Below are 25,014 nucleotides of genomic sequence, written 5' to 3'. Positions count from 1 at the left end.
CCAAAAAGGCGCACGGGGCCGAAGGCCCTAAGCGGTAGTGGCAAGGGCCGCTGCAAGCCCGAAAGCAACTGCCATGAGGACAACTTCGCCGATTGCGCGGCGAAGCGATCCGTCGGCGCTCATGCGGTGGGCGGCACTCGCGACGACCCAGGTACGACGCCACCACCATCCCAACCCGAGGAGCAGGGCAACGGCAACGAGCTTGGCGAGGACGACGCGGCCGTAGGCAGTGTCGACAAACGCGGTCACAGATCCGAGTCGTACGGCTGCGTTGACAACTCCCGTGATGACCAGCGCAAGAACGCATCGCCACGCGAGAGCAGAGTATTTGGGCAGCCAGAGTGCCCAGGCACCGCGAGCGGGCATGGCGAGCGCGAGTGCGGCGAGGACGCCGAACCATAAGCCGGCAGCGAGTACATGGATGGCATCGAGGATGGAACCGAAGCTCTGCTGCGCCATGTGACCGGTGATGGGTCGGGTGGCGAGAGCGAGTGCGGTGACAACCAATGCCGGTGCGACGGGCGCTGTTTCAGGGTTCTTGAATCCGTAGACGCCGTAGCAGACGACGGCAAAAGCGCACACGATGATGGCTGCTCCGACCCGGCCGACATTGACTTCGCCGACAAAAGTTGCGAAGTGGCCGACGGTCAACGCGGTGATCGGCTGTCCGTCGGCGGCAGCGGCACTCAGTGCGAGCAAGGCGATTTCGGCAACCAGCCACACGGCGGCGATGGCAGTGAGTTGTGTCCACATCGCGCTGTTGGGTGAAGCCGGCCGACGCTCGCCCCGGCCCATCCAGGCGAGTGTGGCGATTCCCAGTGTCACGGAACCACATCCGATGGCGAGGACGCGTACCGTGCTGGACGCTTCAGGGCCGGCGGGACTCGCTAATCCCCACGCGATCAGCACTCCCAGCAGTGCTGTGGGTACGGCAAACAGCAACCACCACCTGTTTGCCGTACCGCTCACGGATCAGCTCGACTTCGGCTTGCGGAGCACGAAGAACAGTGCGCCGCCGAAGACGACAACACCGGCGAGGATGAATCCCCACACCGGGATGCTGCTCGACGACGACTCGGACGACGAACTGTCACCGTCCGACGCGGCCGGGGTGACCGGGGTGCCGGGACCGGCCTCGGTGAGTGTGAAGTTCAACGTTCCCTGAACCGGGTGGCCGTCGGCGGACGTGACGCGATACGCGATCGTGTACACACCGGCGGGTCCCAGATCTCCCAGGTCCACACTCACAGTTGCCCCCTCGACTGAGGGCTCGCCCTTGGACCATTGATCGCGGCTGTCACCGGGGCCCGTGACGGTCAACGCCGCGAACTGCGCTTGCAGTGCTTCGTTGAAACTGACGGAAACGTTGTCCGGGGGAACCTGGATGGATGCGCCGTTCTCGGGGTTCGACCCGACCACCGCGGAGTGCGCGCTGGCTGTGCTCACCCCGAGCATGGACGCGAGCATGGCAAGTAGGCCGATAGTGACGACCTTCAGTCGTGTGCTCATGAACGCTTGCTCCTCACAAGTGCACCCAGGCCCAGTGCAGCGCCGAGCGCGCCGAGAACCAGTCCGGCTCCTCCGAGCCAGCGGGCGGTGTTGTCGTTCGATGATTCTGTCGCAGTTGTCTCGTTCGTGGCGTGAGTATCGGCGCTGCTTCCGTGCGCGTCGCCCGTCGAAGGTGCCAAGGTCAAGGACGGCGCCGGCTTGTCGGGCTCACTGCCGTCGGCGAGGGCGGCCTGATCCCAGTTGACGACGTTGCCGTCGCTGTACGTCTGCACCGCATTGAACGAGACCTCGTCCTGCGTGGGTAGCGGGCCGGCGGAGAGAACGAACTGTTGGAACTGGCCGGGGCCCACGCCGACACCGGGATCTGCCGTCCAGGTGACGGACTTGGCGACCAACGACGTCGGGTCCTTCTCGACGACGGCAGTCCAACCTGGCATCGGTTCGGTGCGCGCGGACTTGAGGTCGGGCAGTGCCACCGTCACCTTGGTGGTGGACGCGGTGTCGGATTCAGTGGGTACGCGGAAGGTCAAAACGCTGTACCCGCCCTGGGTCGCTCCCGGAGCTACGACGCTGACGTGCGCCGACGCGATTCCGCCGGCGAGCAGGATTGCCCCGCCGGTTGCTGCTGCCGTGATGAGCGCACGCGAAATCAGGGTGTTCTTCATGCGGAATGTGTCCTCTTGGTCTGGTGAAGGGTTTCAGTGCGAGTTCTTCAGACCAGAGCGGGAGGTCCGCGCGGGGAAATGCCGGCGCGAAGGAGTGCGCCATTGGGGCCGAGGTGGTGCGTCGTCGGGAATCGGCGGATCAGCGCTGCGACGGGCATCGCCGGCGCGGACAGCACAACCTGCACGACGCGGGTGAGGACTCCGAACAGTCGCTCGGCAGCCAACACGAGGGTCGCGCAGACGAGCACGGCGACTATGTGTGCTCCGAGCATCGCCAGCCCCGGAGAAGGGGAATGAGAATGCACGGAGAGTGTCATGGTGGTGTGCGCTGCCAGTTGGCCGGCGCCGAGAGCCGCAATGAGTGGTAGTGGTCCGCGGGTCGGAACGGGAAGCGTTCCGGTGATCGCGCCCACGGCTGAACACACGGCTATCAGCAGGGTCAGCGCCGACGCCGGCGGTACATCGCCGCCGGCCAGGCCGTGCGCTGCGATGGCAAGAGCGGTCGACACAGCCCCGACAGCACTACCCCGAAGGAGTGCTGTCGTGGGCGCGTCGGTGGACACTCGAGCAGGTCTAGCGGACGCCGAGGCGTGCGAGCAGATCAGCCTCTACGCCGTCGAGTTCGGAGGAAATAGCGTGGTGGGCGGCCTTGCGGCGAGCCTGCGGCATCTGCTCGGCCGCCCGCACCGCGGTGCTCAGGTCGCTCAGACGCTCACGGATGGCTGCGGCAAAACGCTGCGTCTCGGCGTCGTTCGGCTTGTGGCTGAGGATTTCGGTGACCGAGCTTTCCGCTCCCGCAATGCGGGCGCTCAGCTTGGCTCCGTGGCCGGTGTAGTCGCCCAGTTGGTCGACGGCGATGCCCATCTTCTGAGCGCGCGCGGTATCCAACTGACCACGAACCGCGGTTGCCGCTCGATAGATGATCGGCAGCAGAACCGGAGCCAGTAGCCGAGCGACACCCAGGTACTTGCGCACCTTGGCAACGGTCAGGCCCTGATTCACAGCGGCCTTTTCTTGGGCCTTCAGCGTGGCGATCTGCGCCTTTTCGATCTTGTGCGTCGACTCGATCTCAGCCTTTTCCAGCTTCTTGATCGACTTGGTCTCAACCTTGTCGCGCTTGCGTTGGCTCTTGGCGTTGAGTTTCGCCTCGACCTCGGCCTTGTGCTTGAGAGCCTTCGCCTCCGCCTTGCGGGTGGCACGAGACTTTCGCTTCTTGAACAACCCCATCGAAAAGGACCCCGTTTCCAGGTGTTTGTGCGCTGCCAGGTACCTGCGCTTCGGCTTCAGCCTAGGGGAGCACATAATCTTCGTCATCGTGTGTTCCGATAAAAGCCCCGCGCCCTCGCTCCCTCTGATCGATTCAGGGGCGCTCACGCGTTGCCGTCATCGGGTGCGCCTCGACGGATTGTTTCCGGGCAAGTGGGCGTCGGAGCCTCTCGATACGGGCATCAAGCAGCGTCAGGAATCGGCAACGGCCAAGCGTGCGGAGATCGCGGAGCTGGTGATCGGCGCCGCTCCGGATCGTTGGGTGCGGATCAACGCCGATCAGTCGACGGCGGCGCAAGCTCGCGACACGCTGGCCGCATGTGAAGCCGGCGCCGACCGCATCTGGGGCGCCGTGTTGCCTGTCGAACGTGACACCGGCCGCAAGGGTCGATGCGAAATGTTGATCCGCGATACCGACGGCGGCGGCTATATCCCGGTGATCGTTGTCAACCACAAGGTCACCGACCCGGGGCAGGGTGCGATCACATCTGGCCTGTTCGAGTGGGAGCCTGCAGTCGATCCGAAGCGCAAGGTGCGAGGCCAGGTTCGTGATCAGATGCGCGTCGCGCAGGTCTACCGGATGCTCGAGCGCCGGGGACTGGCGAGTCCGTCGTTGCAGGCGGGTGCGATCGGTTACAACGGCGACTGCATCCTCGTTCACGACCTGAGTGCGATTCTCGAGGACTACGACGAGCGCTACGACGACAGGATTGCCGTGGCGCGCGGTGAGGTGCTGACGTCTCCCTCTCAGGTCAGTGAGTGCAAATCGTGCCCGTGGTGGACGGAGTGCAAGGAAGAGTTGGTCCGCAACCGTGATGTGAGCCTGGTTGCGGTCGGTTCCCGGGCCGAGCTTCTGCGTGACGCCGGATGCAACACCATCGATCAGCTCGCGGCCTGGGAGGGCGAGCCGCTCGAGGATTGGCCACACGGAAACTTCGACGACGCCGTCGTCATCGCGAAGGCGTGGCTGGCGGGCGCTCCGTTGGTACGACGGTTCGACAAGATCTCGGTGACGCGCGCCGATATCGAGATCGATGTCGACATGGAGAGTTACCAGGAGCACGGTGCCTATTTGTGGGGAACTTTGCTCAATGTCGGTGGCTTCTCGATGTATCGGGGATTTGCGACGTGGGATCCGTTGCCGACACGGGACGAGGCGCGATCGTTTGCGGAGTTCTGGGGTTGGCTGATGGCAGAGCGTGCGGGCGCAGCGGTGTCCGGTAAAACCTTTGCCGCCTACTGCTATTCACGTTCGGCGGAGGACAAATGGCTTCTGGATTCTGCGCGTCGATTTGCCGGTGAACCGGGCATTCCGACCAAGGAAGAGATCCGGGAGTTTATCGACAGTCCGCAGTGGGTTGACATCTACCAAGCCGTCAGCGATCAGTTCATCTGCCCGGATGGCAAGGGGCTCAAAAAGATTGCGCCCGTTGCCGGATTCCATTGGCGCGACGCCGAAGCCGGTGGTGAAGCGTCGATGGCGTGGTACCGCGAGGCGGTCGGCTACGACGGTGAGCCGGACGAGACGCAACGGACGCGGATCCTGCAGTACAACGAGGATGATGTCATCGCCACCAAGGTCTTACGTGAGTGGATGACGGACCGCGCGGAGAAGGAAATTCCCCTCGCCTCGGACCTGTAATCCGGCTTACTCGACGTATACTTGGCCCGCGTTGCATGAGTCGGGGGGTCTGACTCGTACGTCCGAGGGGGGATCGTGGGTACGTTTGCGGCCGATATTGCTGAATTGAAAAGCTTGGGCGGGGTGCTACACGGGCTCGCGGATGAAGCTGGTCGGCTGAGCGTGGGACCGTCGGCCGGTGCTCGTCCCGCCACTGGTGGCACGTTTGTCCCCATGGCGCCTGGGCCCTTGCTCGGGAATCTCCCTTTTGCGCCTGCGAATACGGTGCTGACCTCTTTTCTCGAAGCATCAGCGATCTCGCACGAGCTTGTCGAGGGTGTGCTGGTTCCCTCATTGCAGGAACGGTTGGGCGAGACCGGCGACATCATGATCAACGTCGCCGAAAAGTTCCGCAGTCGCGACGAGCAGTCTGCGGCCGAACTTGCCACCGCGTACACCGACGCCACAGGCGCCTGGGTCGCCCAGGAACCCACCGCATGACCCCGACGCGTGCACAGATCGAATCGTGGGATCCAGCGTCGCTCACTGCCGTTGCCGACGCGTGGATTACCTTGGGCAGCAAGGCGGAAGATCTGTTTTCCCGGTACCTCAGCAGTGTTACCACCGTCCACGGTGCTTACTGGGAAGGAAAGACCGCGGAAGCGGCTCAGGACAGGGCCGCCGCAGACAGGAAGACTGCCGGCGAGGTTGTCGATGCTCTCGAAGCTCTGGCAAAAACCGCACAGCAAGGCTTTCACGAGATCGACGCTCCCTTGCAGCGGGCCCGAATGGCTGTTCTTGCAGCAGAAGCGGATAGATTTGTGGTCTCGGACGCGCTTCTTCTCACCGACACCGCGGCCGAACCGGACACAGCCCGTGTTGCCCTGATGGTCGAACGGCAACGTGAACTGACCGACGCCGCAAATGCCACCGAGAATGCGGACAACACTGTGCGAAGCTCCCTGGCAGGCGCTCGTGACGGGCTACGTGTGACATTTGTATCCGCAGCTACCTCGGGTGGGGAGCAGGGTAAGAGTGATTCTGACGCTCTAGCCACACATCCGGCGTCGATGACGCCGGAACAATTGCAGCGGATCACGGAAACCGGCCACCTGACACCGGAACAGGCAACGGCGTTGGAGCGTGGTGAAACTGCGATAATCCCGGCGTCGCAGATGGAATACCTCAATCAGCTGGGAAGATCACTGGATGGGAAATCGCCCCAGGAGATCGAAGACCTGCTCTCGAAGTTGCCGCCCGATGCGCAGGCTGCGGTCGCAAACTCGCTGCAGATACTGTCCAACGAGAACGTCAGCGCGACGGTCGAGGGTGATCCGGACGTTCCGACCAAGGGCGGTCTGAACCTTCTACCCGACATGATGCGAGAGTCTCTGACTCGGGATGACTTGGTGGTAAACAGCTTTGAAGTAGCTGGCGGATTCGGCCTTCCCAGCATCGCACTCAACGGGGTTGCCGACAATCAGGCGATCGCCGACATCGTTTCGATGGGCGACGATCAGTACAAGAGCGGAAGCACCCTGGACAGTGCGCTTCTCGACGTGGGGCAGAAATACCTGGATGCGCAGGTCGCTCATGAACAGAACCCGGAACACAAGTTCGAGTACTTCATGGTCGATGGGCGTGGTACCCAGGACATGGCTGTCACCGAGCAGATCTTCGCCGCTGTGGGACATGACAAAATTGCCGTCGATGCCGTTGTCAACAATCCAGAGATCGGCAGCGACTTCGTGAAGGATGTGCTGTCCCACAACTGGACTGACGACGGTAAAGCCGCGTCGACGCTCTTCGACTTCCCGGATGGTGATGTCACTGTGGAGAATCTGAATGATCCCACCGATGTGGCCACGGCAACTCGTACCGGCAGCATCATGTCAGCTGTTGGGGAAGCGGTTAGTACTGACGACGCGTGGAAGTTGCTGTCCAATATCCCTGAAGCCGACGGCCAGTCGACTGGTCAGCTCAATCCCGATCTGTTGCAGACAGTTTCGAATAGCATGAGTCCCTACGTTTCTGATCTGGCTGGTGAAGATCCTGAGAATCATCCAGGTTTCAGCATCGGAGGGTGGACTGATCCCGACGGGTTTCGTCACTACACTGGCTCGGCAAATGTGTTCGCTCTGATGAATACCGACGAAACGGCTGGCACGAACTTTACCCGAGCGGCATACCAGGAGATGCTCGCGAAGCAGGGTGCATATGCGCTGAACCCTATGGGGGAAAGTGCAGCCAACAATTTGGATACTGCGGGAAGGCTGGCGGGGCTGACAGACTACGGATTGATGCGTGGCACTCAGGATGGTTACGACGACAAGGCGGCGCAGGCAGCCGAAATATATGCACGCAAGAACAATGCATATGGCGCCTTGATGAGTCTCGGAACCTTGGGAATCGGAAACCTCCCTGGCGGGGATTACATCAACGCCATGATCGGTGCCGGGGGTGATCCGTTGAAGGAGTCGGTAATCGGTGCCCAGCCTTCAGGGCCTGAAACGGCTAAACTCGCAGGTTTCGATTCAGCTAGACAGGCTTACAATATTCTGAATGCGGCACCGGAATTACCACCTGAATTCAAGGAAGTTTACCGGTGGGCATTCGATGATGGAGAATTGAAATCTTGGGATCAAATTAAGGAGGCGACCAACGAAAAACCTTATAGGCTGGGTGATATTGACACAATGTTTTCGACGTTTGGTTCCTCAACTGATTTCCATGCGACGCGGATGCTGGAAAAATATAATGCGGTGGCGTGGAATGCTCCCTAACAGGGCACTTTCGGTGGCGGTAGCGCTGATATGTGTGGCCTCTATTTCAGCGTGTGGCAGCGACAGATCGCCGACGAATTCTGCCGATGTCGCACCGGCGTCGGAGTTTCCGCACACAACGGTGTGGTCGGCTGATCCTGGTGTCGACTTATTCGGTCGCGGTGCTGAATTGATTCGAGCGACTGCCGAAGCCACTGCGTACACCCATACCGGCGGACCAGAGTTTACTTATCCGGGCTACATCGATGCGATTCGTGACATTTCCAGGGATCGTTCTTCAATTAGTTCGTGGAGCGTGAATCAGACTCCCGACTACGATAATAGGTTTACTTGGTTCCGGAATATTGTCGATTTTTCGGAGAGTTCAGATTCGGTGTCGGCAATTGTGTGTGACTATTTGGTTCATGAGAAGCCGTCGAAATTTGACAGTTCGGTTGTTCTCGATGGTTCAGTGCGTATAGTTTTGGAGAATACGGCTGAATTGGCGGGCAGTTCGGGAATCGTAGACACCGATGTGGGAGGTCATGATCCACGTGCCCAACGCCCACCCTCGTGGAATGTTTTCGGGAACTGGAAAATCGTGGAGGAAAAATCGATTCCGGGCAATGCGATCTCGCAAGGGTGCGTCGATTGGTGGAAACAAGAGTTCCCGACGTTCACCGTAGACACCCAAGGGAGTAGAGCGCTGATTTCGCCTCCCGGGTATGTCATGCCGACTATGCCGATGGCTGTGCAGTATCCGGAGTGGATCGGTCCGTCGCTCGGCGTCGCCTAATTGGACCGTCTTCGTGCGACGGGGATCGCAATTGCGTTGGACGACTTCGGAACCGGCTACTCGTCTTTCGAGAGTTTGAAGAAACTGCCCGTGGACATTCGCAAAATCGACAGATCATTCATCACTGAGCTCAGTGAAGGTGATTCGCCGGTTGTGAGTTGGTTCAGGGCTATTACATCAGCGAGCCGATACCGGCGGCGGACGTCGCCGAATACCTCAAACGGTCATAGCCCTTGTGCGCCTTTGTTAACCGCGGGCGGTTGACAAAGGCGCACAAGGCAACAGAAACCTACCGCGGTGTCATGCGGAGAGCGCCGTCCATGCGGATGGTCTCGCCGTTGAGGTAGTCGTGCTCGACGATCATCTGAGCGAGCTGCGCGTACTCGGACGGCTGGCCCAGACGCGACGGGAACGGAACGCCGGCTTCGAGGCCCTTGCGGTACTCGTCGGTGACGCCGGCGAGCATCGGGGTGTCGATGATGCCGGGAGCGATCGTGTTGACGCGGATGCCGAACTGAGCCAGGTCGCGGGCAGCCGGAACCGTCATGCCGTGCACGCCGCCCTTGGATGCGGAGTAGGCGATCTGTCCGATCTGGCCTTCGAATGCGGCAACAGATGCGGTGTTGATGACAACGCCGCGCTGGCCTGACTCGTCGACAGCCTCGGTCTTGGAGATGGCGTCGGCGGCCAAGCGCATGACGTTGAAGGTGCCGAGCAGGTTCACAGTGATGACCGTGCGGAAAAGCTCGAGGTCATGCGGGCCGTTCTTGGACAGGATGCGTCCGGCCCAGCCGACGCCGGCGCAGTTGACGACGATTCGCAGCGGAGAGCCGGATTCGACGATCTGGTTGATGGCAGCTTCGACCTCTTCGCCGCTGGTCACGTCGGTGGGGATGAGGGTGACACCGGCGGGGACGTTGTCGCCGGCGCGTTCGATCGACGCGGGCAGATCCAGGCCGAAGACGGTGGCGCCGGCGTCGGCGAGGCGCTTGGCCGTAGCTGCTCCCAGTCCGGAAGCTGCTCCGGTGACCAGTGCTGCGGTTCCCTTGATTTCCACTTCGTATGCTCCTCGAGTTAGCGATCGGTAAGGCAGTGGTACGTGTTGAGAACCATAACGCGGCGCTCTATGTGAGGGCGAACGCGCGAGGGCCCCACAGCGCTGGGTACCTTTGATGCGAGGTGAGACGTAAGGTTTCGACCTCATCGGACGAGAGGGGGCCGCGGTGAGCAAAGCACCTGTGCGCCCCGCCGCCTCGGTCGAGAACTTCGAGCGATTGCAGGGCGACCCACTCTTCGAGGATCTCGCCGAGTTGATTGCAGAGGTTCTTTCCTACGCATTCGATGCTCCGGCGGCAGTCGAGATCGAGCAGTGGACGATCAGCTGCCTGCCGTCGACAAACCGATCCGCGGATCGCCATCGATTGTTCACCCTCAACATCGGTCCGATGGAAGTGCTGAGCGTCGAGTGTCATCTTGTCGGCGGGCAACCGATCGAACACGTCATGTCGGTCTTCGTGTCGAGTTCGGCGTTGGAATCCCGAACGGGTTGCAGTATCGAGGAACTTGCTGCAAAACACGATTTGCTCGGCATCCGGCGTACTGCGTTAGCTTCAGCCGACGGCGACGGGACCATGATCGACTGCAGCCTCGAGGACTCGGAAGCGTTGGAGCAGTTCGCCGAACTGCCCGTCGACGCGTCGACCGTTCGGCCACTTGCGGAGCACCTGGTAGCCAAGGGCAAAGGGCCTTTCCGGCAGTACCACAACCCCGGATTTGCCAAGTACGTACTCGAAAGGTCGGTCGATCATGGTTGAGCAAATGTCCATCCGCTTGCCGCGTGTGCTGCGAGACGGTGACGATGCCGGCGCCGTCGACGTGTTGCAGGAGTACTTCACGAGGCCGCTCCGAAAGACAGGGTATCTCCGTACCGGTGCGTTGTGGGATTCCTGGGATCCCAGTGGTAATCGTGGTCGCGATGCGGACGTCTTCACTGCGGAAGATCTTGTCGCAGTGACACTTCTCTCGGTTCAGGTTCCGGCCCAGGGTGCATTGTTCCTGCTGGGAGAGAGCAACGCTTCACTGAATGCGCTCCTGGCCGATGTAGGTCCAGATCGCGATCTGGTGGACGAAGTTGATCCTTTGACGCCGGAATCTCCGGTGTGGCGGCTGGAGACAGCGCTGCGCGAGATCCACGGCGTCGGCCGCACGATGGCATCCAAGCTGATTGCTCGCAAACGCCCGCGGCTCTTCCCGATCTACGACGACGTCGTCGGTCGAGAACTCGGAACGAAGGCCGCCCATCTGGAGCCGGTGCGCGGCGCCTTGCGCGACGGGGAACTCCAATCGCGATTGCAGGGCCTACGCGATCTGGCAGGTCTGGGCGAAGTTGTGCCCGCAGTGCGGATCCTCGACGTTCTGGCGTGGATGCAGGGCAAGGGTTACAAGCCCGCTTCGGAGTAGACGGGTTCTTTCGAATCGTTGCATGATTGGGCACGATGGCAGTGCGCAACTGTGGGTCACGGTTCATTGAATATTCTTGTATGTCAACAAGTCTCGAGCACAGATTCGCTTAAACGTGTCCGATATGTCCCTAGGAATCGAAATTATGTTCGACTAAAATTAGTTCATGGACAGTCGGGAAGCGTGGCAATACGACGGCGAGGGCCTCAAGACCGAGGTACTCGACCTCGCTCGCTCCCGGCACGAGATGCAGTCCCGCATGGTTGTGATGATCACGGAAATGTTCACCCGAGACACCCTCGGCGGCAAAGGATTCCGCGCTATCGCGCAGTGGCTGCATCTGTCCACCAACCTCGAGATCGGCGAATGCAGTCAGTTGGTGGGCCTGGCGCGGTTGTTCATGCTCGAACCTGTTGTCGGACAATCCTTTCACGACGGTGATATCGATGCGTTGAAAGCGCGTCAGGTCGCCCACTTCTGCCAGCACCCGCCCAAGAACATGAGCCTCGCCGACGTCGAGAAAGCCCGCGAGATCCTCCTGACCCTCGCCTCGAAAAAGGTCACCGACTGCGATTCCGTCCGCGCCGCGATCCGGCGGATTCAGAAGCAGTACGGCAACCGCGCCGACGGGGTACCGGCCGGTGAGGATTCCGAGCTCAACGAGTTCTACGCTTCCCGCGGTTTGTACGGGCGGGTCTGCGTGAAAGGTGACCTCGACGCCGTCAACGGTGCCCGTCTCATCGCATTACTGTCTGCCCTCTCGGCGCCCACGCCGGAGAAGGACGGTGTGAAAGACGAACGCACCCCGGCACTTCGACGCGCCGACGGGTTCTGTGAAATGCTGCGCCGCTACGAAGCCGCGGGTCTCGGTCCCGTCGAAGGCGGCGTGAAACCGCACCTGACGATCACCGCCACCGCAAAAGACATGACCGATCTTCAGGCCCTCAAAGACATGCTGCCTTCCACCGAGGAACTCGGGTATGCGATCACCAACTGGGCCGGCCCCATCAGCCTCGACACCGCCCGTATGCTGGCCTGCGACTGCGAGGTCACCCGAATCCTTCTCGACAGCAACGGTGTTCCGCTCAATCACGGTATGAAAGCGCGCCTTGCCAGCGTCCCGCAGCGGCGGGCCCTGACGGTTCGGGACGGCGGATGTGCCTTCCCCGGTTGCGGCACTCCACCGGGCTGGTGCGACGCCCATCATCTGATCCACTGGCTCGATGACGGCCCCACGGATCTCGATAATTTGATCTTGTTATGCGGTCACCACCATCGGATGATGCATCACACCGAGTGGCGAGTCGACATCGGAGACGACCGAAAAACCCGGTTCTATCCACCGATGTCCGTGGATCCGTATCAAGTTCCCGTTCCCGGGAACACACCGCCGACAGCGGCCTGAAAAACCAACGTGTGCACCGGGGATCAAACATGCCCCGGTGCACTTTGCTGCCTACAACTCCGATATCGGCGTCTCCAAAGTGATGTCCACACCCATCCGTCGCAGATTTCCGTCGAGAACCTGCCAGATGGAAAGCTCGAGGAACTCGGCCAATTCAGTGCCGGACACGTCGGAACCGGGTTGGCTGAGCCAACGATTGACGCTGACGTCGACCAAGCCGATGACGCCGAAAGCCAAGGGCTCTGCCATCTTCGACGGTTTGCCGCGGCTGGCGAGGATCCCACCCAACAGGTTTCCCAACTGGACGGCGATGGCTGTCTTGGTTCCGGTCACTACTTTCGAACCGGTAGCTCGGGTGCTCGGCGAGCCCTTGCCTAAAAAGTGGTGCAGTCGTGGGTATTTCACAATCCACTGGAGGTAGGTCTCGACTGCCCGTGAGATAGCCTCGCCGACCGTACCCTGCGGCGTGAGGGTGGGTGTCAGGTCGGTCATCATCATCTCGAGGATGCGAACTCGCAGCTGCTCGTCGAGGTCGGCTCGATCCTTGAAGATCCGGTAGACAACAGAGCGGGGGACGTCGGCGCGCTCGGCGATCTGCTGGACGCCGACGTCGGCGCCACCTTCGTTGACTGCATCGAGGGCTGCGTCGAGGATCCGCGCTTTGCGCTGCTCCTTGTGATCGTTCCAGCGAGTGCTGCGCCCGTCGGGCTGCGCCGACTCGGCTGTTTTTGTCATAAATCGAACGATACTCACCCGGCCATTGACTGGACAAGATGTCTCACATACTTTGGTGGGACAGCGTGTCACACACAGATACCGTTCTCTTCAGGAGTGGCAATGAGTAACAGGGTTTTTGTCGTCGGCGTCGGCATGACGAAGTTCGAGAAGCCGGGAGCCCGCGAGTGGGACTACCCCGACATGGCACGCGAGTCGGGTACCAAGGCGCTCGAAGACGCGGGTATCGACTACACCGAGGTCGAGCAGGCATACGTCGGTTACGTCTACGGCGAGTCCACCGCAGGTCAGCGCGCTGTCTACGAGCTCGGTCTGACGGGCATCCCCATCGTCAACGTCAACAACAACTGTTCGACGGGATCGACCGCGCTGTACCTCGCCACGCAGGCTGTCAAGAGTGGTCAGGCCGACTGCGCATTGGCGCTGGGCTTCGAGAAGATGCAGTCCGGGTCCCTCGGATCCACCTACGACGACCGTGAACAGCCACTCATGCGGCACCTCCTCGCTCTCGCCGAGCTGCAGGAGTTCGCGATGCCGCCCGCTCCGTACATGTTCGGCGCGGCCGGCGTCGAGCACATGGAACGCTTCGGAACCACTGCAGAGCAGTTCGCGAAGATCGCGGTCAAGAACCACAAGCACTCACTGAACAACCCGTACGCCCAGTTCCAGGACGAGTACACCCTCGAGCAGATCCTCGAAGCACGCCAGATCCACGGGCCGCTCACCAAGCTCCAGTGCTCGCCCACCTCGGACGGATCCGGCGCGGCGATCATCGCCAGCGAAGCATTCGTCGAGAAGCACGGACTCGCTGCTCAGGCGATCGAGATCGTCGGGCAGGCCATGGTCACCGACATGAACAGCACCTTCGAGGACAAGAGCGCGATCAGTCTCGTCGGCGCGGACATGACTCGTAAGGCCGCTGAGAAGGTATACGCGCAGGCCGGGATCACCGCCGACGACGTCGACGTCATCGAACTCCACGACTGCTTCTCCACCAACGAGTTGCTGACCTACGAGGCGCTCGGACTCTGCGCAGAAGGTGACGGCGGCAAGCTCGTCGACGCCGACGACACCACCTACGGCGGACGCTGGGTGGTCAACCCGTCCGGGGGCCTCATCTCCAAGGGACACCCCCTCGGCGCAACCGGCCTCGCCCAGTGCGCCGAACTCACCTGGCAGCTCCGCGGAACCGCCGACAAGCGTCAGGTCGACGGCGCGAAGGTCGCGCTCCAGCACAACATCGGACTCGGCGGCGCAGTTGTCGTGACCGCATACAAGCCCTACGCACGCTGAATCACACCCACAACCCGTTAGCTACCCACTAGGAGTTTCATCATGGCTTCCGTTTCCGTCTCCGCTGTACTGCCCGCATCCCCCGAGAAGACCTGGGATGCGCTCTCCGATCTGTCTCGCTGGGAAGAGTGGCTCACCATTCACCAGGGCTGGAAGAGTGAACTCCCCACCGAGGTTGCGTTGGGCGCCAAGTTCACCGAGGTCGTCTCCGTGATGGGTATGGCCAACAAGATCGAGTGGACCGTCGAAGAGGTCGAGGTTCCGAAGATGGTCAAGATTGCCGGTACCGGAATGGCCGGCGTCACCGTCGAATTCGTTCTCTCGGTCGAGGCCGACGGTGCGGGTTCGAAGGCAACCGTCGACGCCAGCTTCAAGGGCACCATGATCGTCGGGCCGATCGGCAAGGCAGTTGCCAAGAACGCCAAGGCTGATCTCGAGGCCTCGCTGGCTAAGTTCGCCGAGCTGGTCGGGTAACGGCTCAATGACAACACCGAAGACCAACGCGGTCGAATTCGATACGTCCGGGCTGGACGTATGGACCGATCCGGAGCACTTCGAGGTGACAGCCGAGCGCATCGCCGAATATGCCGCTGCCACCAACGATCCCATCGAGCGACACCTGAAAGGCGAGATCGCTCCGCCGGTCTTCGCGGTGGTACCCGTCTTCATGTCGATGGCACCCGCTGCGCTGTCGGTGGCGCCGGTCGAACTGCTGATGAAGCTCGTTCACGGTGAGCAGGACTTCCTGTTCCACCGTCCGATCTACCCCGGTGACCATCTGGTCGCTCGTGCCAAGCCCATCGGATTCGAGGGCCGGGACAACGGCTCCACCGTCGTCATCTACGTCGAAACCAAAACCGACAAGGGTGAATTGGTCAACGAGCAGTGGATGACGGCCTTCTTCCGCAAGGTCGACGCAGGCCCCGGCCTGGGTGAGAAGGCTCCCGAACACCGATTCGACGACGCTCTTCGCGCGGGTAGTCCCGCAGCGGTGATGAACCAGCATATCGACGAGGACCAGACGTTCCGGTACTCACCGGCTTCCGGCGATCCGATGCCGATCCACCTCGACGAGGAGATTGCTCGGATGTCCGGGCTCCCCGGAATCATCAACCACGGACTGTGCACGATGGCGTTCACGTCGTGGGGAGCTCTGACCGAACTGGCAGGCGGCGAGACCGAGCGGTTGCGCCGTCTCGCAGTGCGATTCGCGAAGCCCGTGCTCCCGACCCAGGACATCGAGACGGTGTTCTACAAGTCGGGTTCGGCAGACGGAGTCACGTCGTACTCGTACGAAACCAGCGCGGTCGGCGACCTCGTCATCAAGGACGGCCTCGCGGTCATCGCCGACAACTGAGTCTTCATGTCCGACAACTGAACTGATGGGAATCTGAACTGATGGGAAGTCTCGACGGTCGCGTAGCGATCATCACCGGAGCAGGACGCGGTATCGGCCGTGAGCATGCGCTGCTCTTCGCTCGTGAGGGTGCGAGCGTCGTGGTCAACGATCTCGGCGGCGCAAACGACGGATCCGGCGCGGATGCCGGCCCCGCGCAGCAGGTAGTCGACGAGATCGTCGCTGCAGGCGGCAAAGCCGTCACCAATACCGACAACATCGCCACCTGGGACGGCGCCGAGGGCCTCGTCAAGCAGGCCGTCAGTGAGTTCGGCCGACTCGACGTACTGGTCAACAACGCCGGCATTCTTCGTGACGCCTTCATTGCCGGTATGGACGAGAGCCAGTGGGATGCAGTCATTGCCGTGCACCTCAAGGGGCACGCGGCGACGCTGCACCATGCTGCCGCGTACTGGAAGGACCAGAGCAAGGCAGGCGAGACCGTCAACGCTTCGGTCATCAACACCGCTTCGGCTTCGGGTACCTTCATGCCCAACGCGGGCCAGGGCAACTACGGCGCCGCCAAGGCGGGCATCGCAGCCCTGACCTTGGTGGCCGCTGACGAGCTCGATCGATACGGCGTGCGTGTCAACGCTATTGCGCCGATCGCGCGTACTCGGCTGACGCTGGCGACACCCGGTATGGGCGCGTTGTTCGCCGCCGAGGTCCCCGAGGGTGAGTTCGACGCGTTTGCGCCGTCCAACATCTCCCCGTTGGTGGCCTATCTTGCAGCAGCGGATTGCAAGCTGACCGGCAAGGTGTATGCCGTTCAGGGTGGGGCCATCACGGAACTCGCCGGCTGGCACGGTGTGAACACCATCGAGAGCGAGGGTCCCTGGACCACCGCCGACCTCGCAGAACGTCTGTAAGCGCATGGCACGCAACGCATACGAACTCGGCCTCGGGCTGAGTGAGGAGCACATCGCACTCGCAGATTCGGTGCGGTCCTTCGCAGAGCGCACCATCACCACCGAGCAGGTGCGCGCGGCGGTGGAGTCACGGACCGAGGACAAGTTCCCCGAGTTCTGGACGGCCCTGGTCGGGCAAGACCTTCTCGGGCTCGCGGTTCCGGAAGAACAGGGTGGTCACGGCGCCGGTCTGCTGACCTTGGCGGTGGCACTGGAAGCATTGGGCCGCACTGTCTCTCCCGGCCCGTTTGTTCCGACGGTATTGGCAAGCGCAGTCCTCAGCGCCGCCGATTCCAAGGCGGGACCCGAGTTCCTTCCCGGTCTGATCGACGGAAGTCGTACGGCAGCAGTTGCCTTGGGCGTTCCCTTGGCGGCCGAGCCGTCGGACGGTGGATACAAGATCACGGGCGCACTCGACGGTGTGCTCGGCGGTGAACATGCCGACGTGCTGCTGGTCCCGATCCAGTTGCCCGAGGGTGTTCGCTACGCGGTGCTCGAGAGCAGCGCAGTCGCGATCACCGTGCAGGACAGCGTCGACGTGCTGCGCGGCAGTGCGCGGATCGAAGCTGACAATGTTCAGATCAGCGCCGAACGGATACTCGACGGTCTCACCGAGGCGCGGGTACGGTCCATTGCCGCAGTCGTTCTCGGCGCCGAAGACGTCGGCGTCATGTCCTGGTGTGTTTCCACTGCGTCGGAGTACGCCAAGACACGCGTGCAGTTCGGGCGACCCATCGGCCAGTTCCAGGGCGTCAAGCACAAGTGTGCGCAGATGGGCATTGCACTCGAGCAGGCACGCGCCGTTGTGTGGGATGCGGCAAGCGCATTGGACAAGGGCGACGACACGGCAGATTTTGCCGCCGATATCGCCGCAGTCATCGTGCCGGACGCCGCAGTACAGGTAGCTCAGGACTGCGTGCAGGTTCACGGCGGCATCGGCTTTACGTGGGAGCACGACGCCCACCTGTACTACCGGCGCGCGCTGTCGATCCGCGGCATTCTCGGTACCCGCGAGGATCGTGCCAACCGTGTTGCGCAGCAGGCACTTGACGGTGTCAGCCGGGCTTCGGTTCTCGAACTGCCGCCCGAGGCAGAGGAGATCCGCGGCGGCATCGCGGCCGAGCTTGCCCAGTTGGTCGAGCTCGACGAGGACGACCAGCTGATCGCGCTCGGCGACGGCGGCTGGGTTCAGCCTCACCTGCCGAAGCCGTACGGGCGCAGCGCCGCTCCGCTCGAGCAGATCGTCATCTCCCAGGAGATCAAGGCTGCCGGTATCTCGATGCCGCAGCTCCTGATGGGCACCTGGGCCGTGCAGGCCGTCGTAGCGCATGGTTCGGACAAGCAGAAGCAGGAACTGGCAGTACCGACCCTGCAGGGTGAGCTGGTGTGGTGCCAGCTTTTCAGTGAGCCCGGTGCTGGTTCCGACCTCGCATCATTGTCGACGAAGGCCGAAAAGGTTGACGGCGGTTGGAAGATCACCGGTCAGAAGATCTGGACCACGGTTGCGCAGTTCTCCGACTGGGCAATGCTGATCGCCCGCACGGACGCCGGCAAGCCGAAGCATCAGGGCATCACGTACTTCGTCCTGGACATGTCGACACCGGGCATCACCGTCCGCCCGCTGCGTGAGATGACGGGCTCGGCGCTGTTCAACGAAGTCTTCCTCGACGACGTCTTCATCCCCGACGAGAACGTGGTCGGCGAGGTCAACGACGGCTGGAACGTCGCGCGTACGACGCTGGCCGGCGAGCGCGTCGCACTGAGCCAGAAGATGGAGGCGTACGCCTCGGACTCCGATCTGCTGAAGTTCGCGAAGTCAGCAGACCTGAGCCCGATCGGACGCTACCGCGTCGGCGAGCTGGTTGCCGAGAGCCAGGCGATCGACCTCATCGGCTCCCGCGTTGTGCTCAAGCAACTTTCGGGAATCGACGTGAGTACTACGTCGAGCGTCGGCAAGCTGTTGGCGATGAAGATCAGCCAGTCGATCGCCGAGTTCGTCGTCGCCGAACTGGGTGCTGCCGGAGCGGTCAGCATCCCAGGTCAGCCAAGCGACAAGGCGATGGAGCAGCTCATTTCGGGCCGTGCCACCACCATCTACGGCGGCACAACCGAGGTGCAACTCAACGTGATCGGTGAGCGCATGCTCGGATTGCCGCGAGACTGAGGGTATTTACCGGTGAGGCTCAGTCCTGGATTCTTCTCCAGGGCTGAGCCTCTTCCAGTTCGAAGGCCAATTCGAGGAGCGTGCGCTCGTCGCCGAGGTCGGCGGAGAAATGCGAAGCCAACGGCAAACCGTTGCTGGTCTGGTGCATCGGTAGCGAAATCGCGGGACCACCGGAGATGTTGTTCAGCGGCGTGAACGACGTGTACGCAATCAACTTGTCGAAGAGTTCCTCGAAAGGCTGAGCGGGAGAGAGGTATCCGAGTTCAGGGGTGGTGTGCCCCAGGGCCGGCGAGAGCACGACGTCGTACTTCAAGAACATGGCGCTGTACTGCTGCTGGAGCCGTCGCAGGCGGTAGAGCACGCGCGGCGTCTTCACCAGGTTCTTCCGGTACAGCGTGTAGAGGCCCTTCGTGAGGTTGTCGGTCGCCGACTTGTCGAAGTCGGGCCCGAGCATCTGTTTGCCACCGGTGGAGATGGCAAACGACAAAAAGCCCCAGTAGATGCTGAAGTCGTCGATGAATTCCGGTCCGACGGGCAATGCCGCGTCTTCGACGTGATGGCCAAGGCTTGCAAGGAGTTCAGCCGTAGCTTCGACGGACTTGCGTGTCTCGTCGTCGGTCTTGGTGACCGTCACGGAATCGGTGATCACGCCGACGCGCAATCGTGTGGAACTCGGTCCTTCGATCAGGCGAACCGGTGCGAGTCGTGGATTGCGGTAGTAATTTTCGGCCGCTGACATCCATCGTGCAGTGTCACGAACCGTGCGGGTGACGGCGCCCTGAGCGATCAGCCGGATCGGCATCGACTTGTCAGCCGGATCGGCGATGGTACGGCCGCGAGTGGGTTTGAGTCCGACCAGTCCGCAGGCAGCGGCGGGAATGCGAATCGATCCACCACCGTCGTTGGCGTGCGCGATCGGGAGGACTCCGGCAGCAACCAGTGCGGCAGCGCCACCCGAGGAAGCGCCCGACGAGTAGGCCGGGTTCCACGGGTTGTGCACGGGTTCTTCCGTCATGTACTCGGTGGACGCACTGAATCCGAACTCGGGCAGGCGGGTCTTGCCGATCGAAATGGCCCCGGTGGAGAGGAACTGCTTCGCGAAATCGCTGTCAGCCTTGGCGGGGACTGCGGTGAAGGCGGTGCTGCCCTGCTGGGTGGGAAGGCCGGCGCTGTCGGTGTTGTCCTTGATCGCGGTGGGCACACCGGCGAAGATGCCCGCGGCCGGCCGGTTGCTCCTGGCGAGGGCGCGATCGAAGTCTGTGCAGGCCAGACCGTTCAATTGCCCCTGCACTGCCTCGGCGCGCGCGATCGACGCCTCCATGACTTCCCGTGCGGTCACCTCGCCCGATTCGATCCGGGCGGCGACGCCGGTGGCGTCGAGATCGCCCATGGCGTCATCGGTGAATGCGTGGACGGGGGTGTTGGGGCTCATGGGGATCCTTGTCAGGCGGAGGCACTCAGGTCGTCCGTCCAGCATATTGGACGGACGACCCCTGAGTGGCGCTATCTGTGGATTGCGGTATCAGCTACCGAAGATCGTCACTACCTGCTCTGCTGCCTGCGGCGCTTGCTGGAACAGGCCCTGAGGGATGAACTGCTGAGGGATGAACTGCTGGGGAATGAACTGCTGGGGACCCAACTGCTGGAAGTTCGTGACCATCGGGTGGATGACGTTGTTGAATACATCGTTGAACATGTGTTGTGTCCTTCGGTTACAGCGTTTTTCGAACTTCTGACTCCATCGACACTAAGCACGGTTCGAGTGGGTTTCAACGAAAATCACTGATACACAGTCAAGTTCAAGTTCATTGCCAGCTGGGGGCCAGGAATCGGCGTTTCTTCACAGCTTCGACGCGGTGCCGTGCAGATTCTTGGCGGTCGGGGACGTCTCGACGGATTTTGGATCGGGGTACGTGCCCAGTACGCGATCGGCCGTTCCCGCGGTGGTGACGGTGAACCAGTAGTGCTCGTTCTTGAAGTGATGGTTGCGATGGTTGCGCCAAACTGACCGGTAGAGAGCAGTTTTCGGCTTGTAGTCACTGTGGATGAGGAAATGAGTCCACTCGTAACCGAGACCGAGTACGGAAATACAGGTCAGGAAGGTCAGGCCGAGTTCGACGCGGGGAAACGCTAGGAGTGCGACAGCGGTCAGGACGGGAATCACGATCAGGAGTGTCTGCCACGGAATAAAGATGAGTGAGACGGTTCGCGGGGCGAAATGGTGCTCCCGATGGCTGCGCGCCAGGCGTGAATCGAGTGTGACGCCGGCAATGGTCCGCGGCTTCCAATGGAGAACGAAGACGTGAATGATCCACTCCACGAAGGGGAATGCGGCAAGCATCACGAGCAGAACAAGTGCGTCGGTGATCTGCCAGTTGCCCAGCGCGATGCGCGTCGACGCTGCAGCCACCAACATGGTGCCGATCATCCACGGCGTCGGTGACTTGCGGAACGTCCGTGCGGCATCGGCGAGAGTGATGGGCTTGCTCATGATTTCAGTCCTTCCAGGAAGGTGAGAGCGTCGCCGATTGCCGTCGTGCCGGTGTGAAGGAGCTGTGCGGCTGACGCCTCGGTAGTGGACTCGTCGTGTGAAGTGATGGCGGAGGCCAGTTTTCGATACAGGTCGGTCTGGCCGACTTCGGCGACCATGACGGAGGCAAGTGCAGTCATGGCCGGTTCGTATGCAGCGCGCAGGCTGTTGAAGATCAAACGGAAGGCAATGGAATCCGCGCTGTCGACGACGACGTCCCAGAACGTCAGAGCGCGGTCTTGCAGCTCTACCGGATCTTCGGTGGCGCCTAGTTGATCCACGGCCGTGTCGAGTTCTCGGGCAGATTCCGCGGAGATGCGACGGGCGGCAAGCACCGCGATCTGCGGTCCCATCAACTCACGAGTTTCCAGGACACTGCGCACCACGGCCAGGTCGGGGACACCGTCGCGTATCAGCAATTGCGGGAGAAGCTCGGGTCCGGCCTGGCGCCGGAAATCACGCACTGACGTGGATTCGCCCTGGCGGACCTCGACTAGTCCCGCTTGGGCGAGCTTCTGAATTGCCTCTCGGACCGCGGGCCTCGAGACGCCGAACGCCTCGGCGAGCTTGCGCTCGCTGGGGAGATTTTCGCCCGCCGCAAGCTCTCCGGCCAGCACTTTCACCGAAATCTGATCGAACACTGCGCCGGAAGCCGAGGTACGTGCAACGGGTTGGAACATGTACTGACGATAGGTCACCTTCTGGCAAGAGGTCAAGTGGTCAGACCAGTTGTCTGTGGCGTGAAAGAGACAACCATTGACCGTTACTCTTCACCGTAACCCCGCAGGTGAGGATATTTTTTAGGTCACCCTAATTTCAGTTACTGTCAGGACACTTAATGACATCACTTCTGCTGCCGACACTCGATACCGATACCGATGCCGAATTCGCTCGCATCACCGCCGCACTCACCCGGCGAGGTTTCCTCGGGGCCGGTGCTTTAGCCGGGATCGGATTGCTTACCGCCTGCGGAACCAGTTCGGGCGAAACGGCCGAGGGCGAGATGCGCACGATCACCACCGTCAACGGCCAGGTGGAGGTGCCCGTTAATCCGCAGCGGGTGGTCAGCGCCGATTACTACACGGGCCCCGCGATGTTCGACGCCGGATTCACACCCGTCGGACTGCCGGTGGACTACGAGAACGCGGACGGCGTCCCGGAACCCTATGCGTCCGCGCTGCGGTCTCTCCCGAAGGTGGGACGCTGGTACGAGCCCAACGCCGAGGCGATAGCGGCTTTGTCTCCCGATTTGATCGTGATGACCAACCTCCTTTCGGAGAACAACCCGGATCTTTTCGAGCAGATCCGGTCCATCGCACCCACCGCGGTTTTTGCCGAAGACGGCCAGTACGCGTGGAAGGAGCGTGCCCTCGGGGTCGCGGACGCACTCAACCAGAGTGCGAAAGTTCAGGAGTTGGCAGACCGGTACGAGGCGCGGATTGCCAAGTTCCGCAGCGACAACGCGGACGTGCTGAGCAAGGTGAAGGTCGTCTACACCACGTACTTCGAGGAGAGCGGCTTCTCGCTGTACTCGCCGACCAAGTATCAGACGACGGTCATCAGCGAGGCCGGGTTCCAGTTCAACGACCGCTCACTCGCAATTCCCGCCGGCAGCAACGAGTGGTTCCCGAAGGAGCAGTTGGAGTTACTCGACGAGGCCGACGTCATCATCACCAACAGTGGTAAGGGTCCGATCAACGAGAAGTTGGCGAACGACACCATCTTCCAGCGTCTGCGCGCCGTCAAGAACGATCAGGTTTACTCGTTCGACTACGAGGGCGTCGCGTCATTCGGTTGGGCGCTTACCTTCCTCGAGCAGTTCCAGCCGATTGCTGAGGAGATCAGAACCAAGCTCTGAAGGAGGCTTCGGATGGGAGCGCTTCCAGACCATCCGGGCCAGCGCACCCACCACGGACATTGCCAGGACAACTCCGCCGCCGATGATGCCGGCGGACGAGTCCGGGAAGATACCTTCGAGCAGCAGCCAGACACCGAAGACGAAGAACAGCACCGCGGCACCGATCTTGATGAATCCCTCCGGGAGGTGCTTGCCCAGCACCGAGCCGACGATGATGGCGAGAGCGTCGGCCGCCACCATGCCGACGGTCGATCCGATCCAGATGCCGATCCAGTTGTTGTCGGTAGCGAGGGTGATGGTGGCGAGCATGGTCTTGTCGCCGAGTTCTGCCAGGAAGAAGGCCGACGCGACGGCGATGAAGGCGGAGCGCGTGACGCGTCCGGCCTTGTTCTGCTCGTCCTCGGTGAGATCGTCACCGCGCAGGGTCCAGAGGCCGAAGACCAGGAAGGCGATACCGCCGACGATGGAAATTGCCGCCGTGGGCAGTGCGACGCCCAGGTAGTGCCCGACAGCCACTGACACCAGGTGAACAAGGGTGGTGGCTACGGTGATTCCGCCGAGAACAACCCACCAGCGATAGCGCAGGGCAAATGTCATTGCCATCAGCTGGGATTTGTCGCCGAGTTCGGCGACGAAGATGACGCCGAAGCTCAAAAGTATTGCGGCTAGCAAGATTAACTCCTCCGGTCCGTATCGGTCGGAGGAAATATGGGGCCTCCGGCCTGGACAGACGCAACGGGTGCGTTTGTCCGGCCGAAGGTCTCGCCCACCGAGGTCAGAAACCTTCGGTTCGCCAGGCCGGGTGCTTCGCGATCCGCACCAGGCGGAACGCGTTGAACCAGTATGTCGACACAGGCGATTGGGGGCTACTCCCCTTCGTTGTTACCGAGGTTAGCCTGCGTTTCGCGAATTGGCAAAGCGCACAGCAAGTTTGGGAGCCCGAACTTATCGCTTACCGTTGCCGTCAGCAGGCGAGGAGCATTGCCAAAACTGCGGTGTCGGGATCGCTGATCGGATCGATGCCTACCCGGCTGATCATCGAGACGACCGTCCCGTCGGCCTCGGCTTCCACCCAGGCCGCGCGATGGTCCAAGCCGAGGTACGGCAGTCCGGGAAGCAGAACACACCCAGAGGCGCTGCCCTCACATTCCGGCAGGCTGGGAGTCGTTTCGGAGGGTGGGTGCAGCATGATCAGCGCCGGCGGTTGATGCTCGGAAAAACGTCCAGGTGGCAGAGCAAAATCTCCGAGAACTGGACCTTCGGCCATCACCAATCCCACAGTGCCCGGTTGTGGATCATCCGGGACGTCCTCGCGCACGCCGAAAACCGTCGAGGTGGGCAACAGACCGGGGAGTGACGCGACCCGCACAGCCAATGCGAGCAGTTGCGCCCATTCTTTGGTGGTGTCGGGCCAACGCCCCGAAATGACAAAACCCTGCAACGCTCCGGCTTGCTGGAACGGTGAGATGCCTATCGCTTCATTTCTATTCATCTCTGTTCCTCCCCGAGGTGATGACAGGTAAATCCGGCACACGTCGTTGGGTAGGTAAAATATGCGCCTAAACACTGCTGGCACACAAGAGTAGGAGAGTGCCAGCGGTGATGTGCGCAGGTGCCGGCGGTGGTTTGCGCAGGTGAGGGCGGTG

Annotated in this window: 27 protein-coding genes; 14 read left to right on the top strand and 13 right to left on the bottom strand. The window is 61.7% G+C overall.

Annotated features, from left to right (window positions below; translation table 11 throughout):
* Positions 1 to 27: 27 nt before the first annotated feature.
* From FEZ60_RS21310 to FEZ60_RS21290, 5 genes are read right to left on the bottom strand one after another with little or no spacing between them, the layout of a single operon-like run.
* Positions 28 to 969 carry a CopD family protein gene (locus FEZ60_RS21310; RefSeq protein WP_045066226.1) on the bottom strand — a complete coding sequence of 314 codons (942 nt, stop codon included), beginning with the start codon at positions 967 to 969 and terminating at the stop codon, positions 28 to 30.
* A 3-nt stretch (positions 970 to 972) separates the two neighbouring features.
* Entirely contained in the window at positions 973 to 1,509 is a 537-nt protein-coding gene (locus FEZ60_RS21305) for a copper resistance CopC family protein (RefSeq protein WP_141485351.1), read from the bottom strand.
* On the bottom strand, positions 1,506 to 2,174 hold the full coding sequence (locus tag FEZ60_RS21300) for a YcnI family protein (protein ID WP_033235400.1): 669 nt from the start codon (positions 2,172 to 2,174) through the stop codon (positions 1,506 to 1,508). The genes FEZ60_RS21305 and FEZ60_RS21300 overlap by 4 nt, the downstream gene beginning before the upstream one ends.
* A gap of 47 nt (positions 2,175 to 2,221) precedes the next feature.
* Entirely contained in the window at positions 2,222 to 2,737 is a 516-nt protein-coding gene (locus tag FEZ60_RS21295) for a hypothetical protein (RefSeq protein WP_141485352.1), read from the bottom strand.
* Between the two features lie 10 nt (positions 2,738 to 2,747).
* Positions 2,748 to 3,401: a DUF6474 family protein gene (locus tag FEZ60_RS21290; protein ID WP_045066229.1), complete on the bottom strand. Its 654-nt coding sequence runs from the start codon at positions 3,399 to 3,401 to the stop codon at positions 2,748 to 2,750.
* Positions 3,402 to 3,525: 124 nt separating this feature from the next.
* Between FEZ60_RS21290 and FEZ60_RS21285 the strand changes: the two genes are divergently transcribed.
* From FEZ60_RS21285 to FEZ60_RS32950, 5 genes are all read left to right on the top strand, one after another.
* Complete coding sequence (locus FEZ60_RS21285; protein ID WP_033235445.1) at positions 3,526 to 5,082, top strand: TM0106 family RecB-like putative nuclease; 1,557 nt, start codon at positions 3,526 to 3,528, stop codon at positions 5,080 to 5,082.
* Positions 5,083 to 5,157: 75 nt separating this feature from the next.
* A complete protein-coding gene (locus tag FEZ60_RS21280) occupies positions 5,158 to 5,562 on the top strand; it encodes a hypothetical protein (protein ID WP_346343390.1) in 405 nt (134 codons plus the stop codon).
* Positions 5,559 to 7,844 carry a hypothetical protein gene (locus tag FEZ60_RS21275; RefSeq protein WP_172936929.1) on the top strand — a complete coding sequence of 762 codons (2,286 nt, stop codon included), beginning with the start codon at positions 5,559 to 5,561 and terminating at the stop codon, positions 7,842 to 7,844. Before FEZ60_RS21280 ends, FEZ60_RS21275 begins: the two co-directional genes overlap by 4 nt.
* Before the next feature lie 13 nt (positions 7,845 to 7,857).
* Positions 7,858 to 8,619 (top strand): hypothetical protein, encoded by a 762-nt coding sequence (locus FEZ60_RS21270; RefSeq protein ID WP_172936928.1) that lies wholly within the window; start codon positions 7,858 to 7,860, stop codon positions 8,617 to 8,619.
* A complete protein-coding gene (locus FEZ60_RS32950) occupies positions 8,620 to 8,883 on the top strand; it encodes an EAL domain-containing protein (protein ID WP_172936927.1) in 264 nt (87 codons plus the stop codon).
* A 25-nt stretch (positions 8,884 to 8,908) separates the two neighbouring features.
* On the opposite strand, the gene FEZ60_RS21260 is transcribed toward FEZ60_RS32950, so the two are convergent.
* Positions 8,909 to 9,676, bottom strand: a complete 768-nt coding sequence (locus FEZ60_RS21260) for an SDR family NAD(P)-dependent oxidoreductase (protein WP_092805447.1) — start codon at positions 9,674 to 9,676, stop codon at positions 8,909 to 8,911.
* Between the two features lie 166 nt (positions 9,677 to 9,842).
* On the opposite strand from FEZ60_RS21260, the gene FEZ60_RS21255 reads away from it, so the two are divergent.
* The 3 genes from FEZ60_RS21255 to FEZ60_RS21245 all read left to right on the top strand — a co-directional run bounded on the left by FEZ60_RS21255 (position 9,843) and on the right by FEZ60_RS21245 (position 12,484).
* Entirely contained in the window at positions 9,843 to 10,433 is a 591-nt protein-coding gene (locus FEZ60_RS21255) for a hypothetical protein (protein ID WP_116103878.1), read from the top strand.
* Complete coding sequence (locus FEZ60_RS21250; protein WP_092805451.1) at positions 10,426 to 11,079, top strand: DUF6308 family protein; 654 nt, start codon at positions 10,426 to 10,428, stop codon at positions 11,077 to 11,079. Before FEZ60_RS21255 ends, FEZ60_RS21250 begins: the two co-directional genes overlap by 8 nt.
* A 166-nt stretch (positions 11,080 to 11,245) precedes the next feature.
* On the top strand, positions 11,246 to 12,484 hold the full coding sequence (locus tag FEZ60_RS21245) for an HNH endonuclease signature motif containing protein (RefSeq protein ID WP_172936926.1): 1,239 nt from the start codon (positions 11,246 to 11,248) through the stop codon (positions 12,482 to 12,484).
* 51 nt (positions 12,485 to 12,535) lie between these two features.
* Here FEZ60_RS21245 and FEZ60_RS21240 read toward each other — a convergent pair whose 3' ends face one another.
* Positions 12,536 to 13,219 (bottom strand): TetR/AcrR family transcriptional regulator, encoded by a 684-nt coding sequence (locus tag FEZ60_RS21240; protein ID WP_172936925.1) that lies wholly within the window; start codon positions 13,217 to 13,219, stop codon positions 12,536 to 12,538.
* A gap of 102 nt (positions 13,220 to 13,321) precedes the next feature.
* Between FEZ60_RS21240 and FEZ60_RS21235 the strand changes: the two genes are divergently transcribed.
* From FEZ60_RS21235 to FEZ60_RS21215, 5 genes are read left to right on the top strand one after another with little or no spacing between them, the layout of a single operon-like run.
* Positions 13,322 to 14,512, top strand: coding sequence for a lipid-transfer protein (locus tag FEZ60_RS21235; RefSeq protein ID WP_007735955.1), 1,191 nt, complete (start codon positions 13,322 to 13,324; stop codon positions 14,510 to 14,512).
* Between the two features lie 42 nt (positions 14,513 to 14,554).
* On the top strand, positions 14,555 to 14,986 hold the full coding sequence (locus FEZ60_RS21230) for an SRPBCC family protein (protein WP_003944139.1): 432 nt from the start codon (positions 14,555 to 14,557) through the stop codon (positions 14,984 to 14,986).
* Between the two features lie 7 nt (positions 14,987 to 14,993).
* Entirely contained in the window at positions 14,994 to 15,869 is an 876-nt protein-coding gene (locus tag FEZ60_RS21225) for a MaoC/PaaZ C-terminal domain-containing protein (protein ID WP_172936924.1), read from the top strand.
* 41 nt (positions 15,870 to 15,910) lie between these two features.
* A complete protein-coding gene (locus FEZ60_RS21220) occupies positions 15,911 to 16,777 on the top strand; it encodes an SDR family oxidoreductase (RefSeq protein WP_095887611.1) in 867 nt (288 codons plus the stop codon).
* A 4-nt stretch (positions 16,778 to 16,781) separates the two neighbouring features.
* On the top strand, positions 16,782 to 18,980 hold the full coding sequence (locus FEZ60_RS21215; RefSeq protein WP_172936923.1) for an acyl-CoA dehydrogenase: 2,199 nt from the start codon (positions 16,782 to 16,784) through the stop codon (positions 18,978 to 18,980).
* A gap of 19 nt (positions 18,981 to 18,999) precedes the next feature.
* Here FEZ60_RS21215 and FEZ60_RS21210 read toward each other — a convergent pair whose 3' ends face one another.
* The 4 genes from FEZ60_RS21210 to FEZ60_RS21195 form a co-directional block, all read right to left on the bottom strand.
* Positions 19,000 to 20,412 (bottom strand): amidase, encoded by a 1,413-nt coding sequence (locus FEZ60_RS21210; protein WP_172936922.1) that lies wholly within the window; start codon positions 20,410 to 20,412, stop codon positions 19,000 to 19,002.
* Positions 20,413 to 20,502: 90 nt separating this feature from the next.
* Positions 20,503 to 20,676, bottom strand: a complete 174-nt coding sequence (locus FEZ60_RS21205; RefSeq protein ID WP_172936921.1) for a hypothetical protein — start codon at positions 20,674 to 20,676, stop codon at positions 20,503 to 20,505.
* A gap of 144 nt (positions 20,677 to 20,820) precedes the next feature.
* Complete coding sequence (locus FEZ60_RS21200) at positions 20,821 to 21,471, bottom strand: sterol desaturase family protein (RefSeq protein ID WP_172936920.1); 651 nt, start codon at positions 21,469 to 21,471, stop codon at positions 20,821 to 20,823.
* A complete protein-coding gene (locus FEZ60_RS21195) occupies positions 21,468 to 22,190 on the bottom strand; it encodes a GntR family transcriptional regulator (protein WP_172936919.1) in 723 nt (240 codons plus the stop codon). Before FEZ60_RS21195 ends, FEZ60_RS21200 begins: the two co-directional genes overlap by 4 nt.
* Positions 22,191 to 22,348: 158 nt before the next feature.
* Here FEZ60_RS21195 and FEZ60_RS21190 point away from each other — a divergent pair, with 158 nt between their 5' ends.
* Positions 22,349 to 23,368, top strand: a complete 1,020-nt coding sequence (locus FEZ60_RS21190; protein ID WP_172936918.1) for an ABC transporter substrate-binding protein — start codon at positions 22,349 to 22,351, stop codon at positions 23,366 to 23,368.
* Here the strand turns inward: FEZ60_RS21190 and FEZ60_RS21185 are convergent.
* Positions 23,297 to 24,040, bottom strand: coding sequence for a TMEM165/GDT1 family protein (locus tag FEZ60_RS21185; RefSeq protein WP_242484741.1), 744 nt, complete (start codon positions 24,038 to 24,040; stop codon positions 23,297 to 23,299). The genes FEZ60_RS21190 and FEZ60_RS21185 overlap by 72 nt on opposite strands.
* 292 nt (positions 24,041 to 24,332) lie before the next feature.
* Positions 24,333 to 24,860, bottom strand: a complete 528-nt coding sequence (locus FEZ60_RS21180) for a peptidase (RefSeq protein ID WP_095887617.1) — start codon at positions 24,858 to 24,860, stop codon at positions 24,333 to 24,335.
* Positions 24,861 to 25,014 lie beyond the last annotated feature (154 nt).

The organism is Rhodococcus sp. MS16 (assembly GCF_013277795.1).
Lineage (GTDB): Bacteria > Actinomycetota > Actinomycetes > Mycobacteriales > Mycobacteriaceae > Rhodococcus_F > Rhodococcus_F globerula.
The sequence above is the reverse complement of the archived record's forward strand: the minus strand, read 5'-3'. Positions and strand labels throughout refer to the sequence as shown.

Bases quoted from the DNA above. Each gene is read 5' to 3' on its own strand.
- FEZ60_RS21190 (WP_172936918.1), top strand. From the start codon at position 22,349: ATGACATCACTTCTGCTGCCGACACTCGATACCGATACCGATGCCGAA.
- FEZ60_RS21245 (WP_172936926.1), top strand. From the start codon at position 11,246: ATGGACAGTCGGGAAGCGTGGCAATACGACGGCGAGGGCCTCAAGACC.
- FEZ60_RS21300 (WP_033235400.1), bottom strand. From the start codon at position 2,174: ATGAAGAACACCCTGATTTCGCGTGCGCTCATCACGGCAGCAGCAACC.
- FEZ60_RS21250 (WP_092805451.1), top strand. From the start codon at position 10,426: ATGGTTGAGCAAATGTCCATCCGCTTGCCGCGTGTGCTGCGAGACGGT.
- FEZ60_RS21290 (WP_045066229.1), bottom strand. From the start codon at position 3,401: ATGGGGTTGTTCAAGAAGCGAAAGTCTCGTGCCACCCGCAAGGCGGAG.
- FEZ60_RS21220 (WP_095887611.1), top strand. From the start codon at position 15,911: ATGGGAAGTCTCGACGGTCGCGTAGCGATCATCACCGGAGCAGGACGC.
- FEZ60_RS21305 (WP_141485351.1), bottom strand. From the start codon at position 1,509: ATGAGCACACGACTGAAGGTCGTCACTATCGGCCTACTTGCCATGCTC.
- FEZ60_RS21180 (WP_095887617.1), bottom strand. From the start codon at position 24,860: ATGAATAGAAATGAAGCGATAGGCATCTCACCGTTCCAGCAAGCCGGA.
- FEZ60_RS21275 (WP_172936929.1), top strand. From the start codon at position 5,559: ATGACCCCGACGCGTGCACAGATCGAATCGTGGGATCCAGCGTCGCTC.
- FEZ60_RS21205 (WP_172936921.1), bottom strand. From the start codon at position 20,676: ATGTTCAACGATGTATTCAACAACGTCATCCACCCGATGGTCACGAAC.
- FEZ60_RS21235 (WP_007735955.1), top strand. From the start codon at position 13,322: ATGAGTAACAGGGTTTTTGTCGTCGGCGTCGGCATGACGAAGTTCGAG.
- FEZ60_RS21200 (WP_172936920.1), bottom strand. From the start codon at position 21,471: ATGAGCAAGCCCATCACTCTCGCCGATGCCGCACGGACGTTCCGCAAG.
- FEZ60_RS21215 (WP_172936923.1), top strand. From the start codon at position 16,782: ATGGCACGCAACGCATACGAACTCGGCCTCGGGCTGAGTGAGGAGCAC.
- FEZ60_RS21210 (WP_172936922.1), bottom strand. From the start codon at position 20,412: ATGAGCCCCAACACCCCCGTCCACGCATTCACCGATGACGCCATGGGC.
- FEZ60_RS21195 (WP_172936919.1), bottom strand. From the start codon at position 22,190: ATGTTCCAACCCGTTGCACGTACCTCGGCTTCCGGCGCAGTGTTCGAT.
- FEZ60_RS21230 (WP_003944139.1), top strand. From the start codon at position 14,555: ATGGCTTCCGTTTCCGTCTCCGCTGTACTGCCCGCATCCCCCGAGAAG.
- FEZ60_RS21240 (WP_172936925.1), bottom strand. From the start codon at position 13,219: ATGACAAAAACAGCCGAGTCGGCGCAGCCCGACGGGCGCAGCACTCGC.
- FEZ60_RS21225 (WP_172936924.1), top strand. From the start codon at position 14,994: ATGACAACACCGAAGACCAACGCGGTCGAATTCGATACGTCCGGGCTG.